Annotated in this window: 3 protein-coding genes; all 3 read right to left on the bottom strand. The window is 35.1% G+C overall.

Annotated features, from left to right (window positions below; translation table 11 throughout):
* Window positions 1–111 precede the first annotated feature (111 nt).
* Window positions 112–1,494 (bottom strand): site-specific DNA-methyltransferase, encoded by a 1,383-nt coding sequence (locus KO361_06425; GenBank protein ID MCC7575199.1) that lies wholly within the window; start codon window positions 1,492–1,494, stop codon window positions 112–114.
* 561 nt (window positions 1,495–2,055) lie between these two features.
* On the bottom strand, window positions 2,056–3,885 hold the full coding sequence (locus KO361_06420; protein MCC7575198.1) for a hypothetical protein: 1,830 nt from the start codon (window positions 3,883–3,885) through the stop codon (window positions 2,056–2,058).
* A partial coding sequence (locus KO361_06415) for a hypothetical protein (protein MCC7575197.1) occupies window positions 3,885–4,947 on the bottom strand: 1,063 nt, incomplete at its 5' end. The genes KO361_06415 and KO361_06420, both read right to left, overlap by 1 nt.

Below are 4,947 nucleotides of genomic sequence, written 5' to 3'. Positions count from 1 at the left end.
TGTTGAAAAATGGTTTGAACTAAAACCTGAAATTTTTCATCAACCCCCTTGGGAGTTTAAAAATAAAATCCTAAATTTGAAGAAGCAATATTTTTATAATAAATCAAGTTTTCATAAACAACCTTGTGAAACTTGACAAGTATCTCTATTAAAATCTGTAATGTAGAAAAATAGCACCCCTTTTTTAGATACTGCTGCTGCAATATCTTGTTTTGGGACATTGTCTAAACTTTTAACTAATGTAGCAAGGCTTGAAGAACCTGCTGTTTTTATAATTCTGTAACTATTCTTAAATAGCCATTCGGTTTTCTCATCTTCATTCCCAAAGTCAAGTTCTTTTAACTTAGTCGCTAAAGAAATTTTCTTTGCCTTTTTAAGAATTTCATTTGCTTTAATAACATCTGTATCGTCATTAATTTCTTTTGCTTCGAGTTCAATTAGTTTAGAACGTTGTTCTTCGGTTAAATTATCAATGAAAATATTATTCTCTGGGTCCCATTCCTTTTGTTCATATTTGTCAACGGTAATAAACCCCTTAAAATTTGGCATTTTATACATCAAGATAAATTCCTTTAATTTGGGAAATCTACCTTTTGCGTGGTTCATTTTAACACCGCTGGCTTCACTCATTTTTACAGCAACATTATTTAAAAACCGATTTTCAAAAACTTCATCCATCAAAATTTTCAGGTATGCGTTTTCATTGTCATCACATTGAACACATATAATTCCGTCTTTTGACAAAAGAGCTTTAGCTGCATAAAGTCTGTTTCGCATAAATGTAAGCCACGTTGAACGATTGAAACTATCATTATACTTAAAGCTATCATTTCCTGTATTATAAGGTGGGTCTATGTAAATCAACTTCACCTTTCCTGCAAATTCTTCCTTTAGCGTATGCAAGGCTAAAAGATTGTTGCCTTTTATTATCAGGTTGTCAGTAATGGTGTCTTCTGGTAGCCCTCTTTTCTTGTTCAGTTCAGCATCACGGGTAAAACTGCTAAAGGGGTGCTCACCTTCTTTATCAAATACTTTGGCGTTGGTCAGCACTTTGGGTTCCAGCAGTTGGGTTATTTCGTCCTGAGCCAGTATTTCGTTAAAAAATATTTCTTCCCGTTTTTGTTCTTCTCGGCTTTGTCCGCCTTCCAGAATGCAGTCTTTAAATGGCCAAACTAAAGCAACTTCATTTCTTTGTTTCAGGTATTTGCCGCCAATGGTCAGTCCGACCTTGTTTTTGTATTGGGTGTAGCTGTCGTTCAGGTAGTTTTTCTGTTCCAAAAACTGCACAAACAAGTTTTGGTTAAAAACCATAGTGCCTTTCACGTTAACAAAAAACTTCTCTTTCAGGTCTGCATTGTCGAGCAACAGTCCAATCAGTTCTTCGTCAAAGTTCTGTGCTTTGTTCAGCACCACCCATTTTTTCAGTTCTCCGTTGTCTGTCACAAAGTTGGGCTCTTTCTTGAGTTGTTGCTCTAATGTTTCGTATAGTTTCATTTATATCAAATCCTTAAATTTTAAGTTTCAAAAATACATTTTTCAATTCGGTAATCTTTCAATTTACCACAATTCTTATCAACGAGTTTTCAAGGGTGGTGGGTGGGCTCGGGTGCGTCGGTAAGAAAACAACTCTTTTGCAAGCAGAAGCATCGGCTTGTGTGTCGGGGCTTGCAAATGTGTTGTTTTGTGTGTCGGCAATTTTCATTTTTCTTTGTCTTTATGCAGCAAAAATTCCTTTGTCATTCTGTCGTCTGGTTTGTCTTTTTTACAATGAACGCTAACGGTTGAGTGTATGTGCCGTAAGGGATTTCGGGGCAATTTCCTGTCCACCGAAACGAAAGTTTGAGCGGGCTACAATGCTTGAATACCTTCTGAAACCCTTATGGTATATACACTTTGTTAGCGTTACGTTGTTCATTTTTCTCATTATTTCCTTTTCATTTTTGCTGCATTCTCTTACTGCCAGAGTGTTAGTGTAGGCAAACTCTTTTGCTGGTTTTGGTAATAGTGTTGGCAAGTGCGACTTGAAAATGTGCTTGACTACGAAGCGTGGGCATTCTAAAATTCGATTGTTATTTGTTGTGTTTCTATATGTTTTGGTGCAAGTTTATAAACTGTCGGAAAGTTTGTGTTACCTTCAATTTTCGGAATTAGATTTCTAAGTGCTTGATTAAATATTCCAATTGACCATTTCTTCCTATCGGTTATACGGAAAATAAAATCAACTTTATCAGGTTTCCAAGTTGTGTGAGTATTTGATTTTACACCGAAAGCAACACCAATAATAATATTCCGAACTTTGTCGTTTTGGTCTATCACTTGTGCAACTACTAAAGTTTCTTTCAATGCTGTTTGTAATTTTTTGTCGTGCTTGTAACGCAAAATTTTTGCTGTGTCTTTCTCTATATCAGCTTGTCGGAACATACCTTTACTCTCATTTAACAACACATCAATTTTTGCGTTCTTCCTTGGAGGTAAAGCAATTATATCAGGGTATTCACGGGGTTGTGCTTTTCCTAAATCGGGATTAGGCAAAATTGCCCCACCACCTTGCGAACCAGGATATGAAATTGAAACAATTTTAAACTTGTTAGGAATTAAAACCCTGTGAGCAATCGCATAAGTTACTTCATCTTCATCAACTTCATTGCTTTCTTCAACAAGTGCGGAAGCACTTGAAAATTTAGTAGATGAAAAATAAGTTTTCAATAAATCAAGCATATCGCCTTTGCTGTTCCCTAACAATTTACGCCTGTCCCAAACAAGTTTTATTCCGTTGTGATTAAGATACATCCCGTCCAATAAAAACGCAATCGTAGAAACAACTTTGTTGTCTGAAATTTTGCTTTTGTGTTTTTCCCAAATAGGTTGAAAGTTTATTGTTTCGTCTAGCTTTTTAGCTCTTTTTGCGGCTTTAACTAATTCGTCAGTAAACCACCTTGGAACACCACCACTATCTATTGCAATCGCTTCTTTTAACTTACTTCGGAGTGTTGTCAAACTATCCAAATCCTTTTTCAATATGTCGTTTCCTCTCGGACGAACCAAAGCATATATGCCGAAAATTTTATGCGTTTTTGAAAACACAAACGAAATGAAGTTTAAAATTCCTCTGTCAGGGTCCATTGCGTGGCTGAAACGATTAATTTTTGCACCAATCCAATCTTCATTTACGAAGTAACGCAACTTATTTAAGTTTGTTGCTTTACGAGCCTTCCACGTTGCCAATAATTCTTTTGCACCTATTGCGTTATCAACTTCTTTCCGATAACTCTTGTAATGTGATGTTTGCTTTAAATCTTTGATTGAATTTTCAAACCAATTTTTCTCTGACTTCAAAAACGATTTTACAATTGCCTGAATTGTGATTCTTAAAATCGGAATTTCTGGTGGACAAGATGGAAAATTTTGATTTCTTTGTAATGTAAATTTATTAGCTGTTTTAGTTCTCCATTCTGCAATAATATAGCCCTCATAACCGAATTGGTCTATCAAAATTTTGGGTGTTGAATATGGATTATATTCTGCACCGCCAAAAACTTTTTCACTTTCCTTATGCCCCGAAATTTTGATGTAAAACGTTTCTGAAAGATACGATGCTAACGCACCGTAAGTGCGTTGTAATTCGTGGTCTTCCGTTTTTACAGCTTCGGTAAATTCAATAATTGCTAACGGATATTCAATTCCATTTTTTACAGCTGTAATTAAAGCGTCTGGCGTGGTGAAAGACATTATTGAAGACAAAGCCCCTCTTGGAAATTGGTTTGCCTTCTTTGGTCTTTTCACAAGTTTGATGCTTGTACCTTTCGGAACGGCTTTGTTTATCATCGGCAATAAATAATCATTGCCTTGTTCTAAACTCTCGTAATAAAGTCGTATTTCCTGCATTATACTTTTTCTAAAATAATTAAATGTTCTTTTTTACCCTTTTGAGCATAAGAAGGATTGAAAATTCTTGAATGTTTTGATAAATCAGAAGATAAAATCTCATTCACCTTAAGTCCAATTTTCGGTGCAAATTCGGAGATTTCCTTTTCTATTTTTATCAATTCCTTTTTTATTACACTGTCACCAATAACTATGAATGCAAAATGATGAGGTTTCAAAACTCTTTGCATTTCAGCAAAACACTTAATCAAATCATCATTCCATTTTTCTTTTTTCTCTTTCAAGCTTGAATACTCACGTCTTGAACCAATCTCATTGTATTGTGCAAATTTTACGTCAAGGTCAAGCCAACGCTTGCGGAATTTATGATACAAGTAATAATCGTAAGTATTTGCATAAGGTGGCGAAGTAATAATAATGTCAATGGAATTATCGGAAATGAAATTAAGGTTGCGGCTGTCTGCATTGAAAACTTGTAATTCGGTTTTGTCGTAAACCAATTCAGAAAACTCTTTTATTCTCAAATTATATTCTATTGCTCGCTTGCAGAATAATTCAAGAGTCAGACAGTCAGGAATATTTTTTTTAATGGCTGCAAAGCGTGTATCACTTTCCTGATTTGAAACACGGACGATAATTGAGGATAAGACAATTTTCAGAAAATTCTGAACATCGGTATCCTTTTGTTTTGTGATTTTATTTAAAATAAAGGTAATTTCCTCTGAAACATTTTTCTGAAACCAGTGTTCTTGTCCTTCAATCTCTTTGATTTTGATTTTCGGTCTGCCATTAAATTTCCACTTTAAAATATTATCCTCTAACTCTGCGATAAATTTTTCAATAGCAGAAAATTGATTACTGGAGAGCGGTGTTGCTTTGACTTTAGAAAGTAATACTGCTAAACCGTTTACATCTACTCCTATTGCATTTGCTCCGAAAATTCGAGCTTCTACCAAAGTAGTTCCTGAGCCGCAAAATGGGTCAAGAACAGTTTGTCCTTTTATAGCGTAGTCCTCTAAAATTTTTTTGGGCAACTGTGGTGGAAACTTTGCAGGATAAGGA

Source organism: Candidatus Woesearchaeota archaeon, from assembly GCA_020854775.1.
GTDB lineage: Archaea > Nanobdellota > Nanobdellia > Woesearchaeales > 21-14-0-10-32-9 > 21-14-0-10-32-9.
The sequence above is the reverse complement of the archived record's forward strand: the minus strand, read 5'-3'. Positions and strand labels throughout refer to the sequence as shown.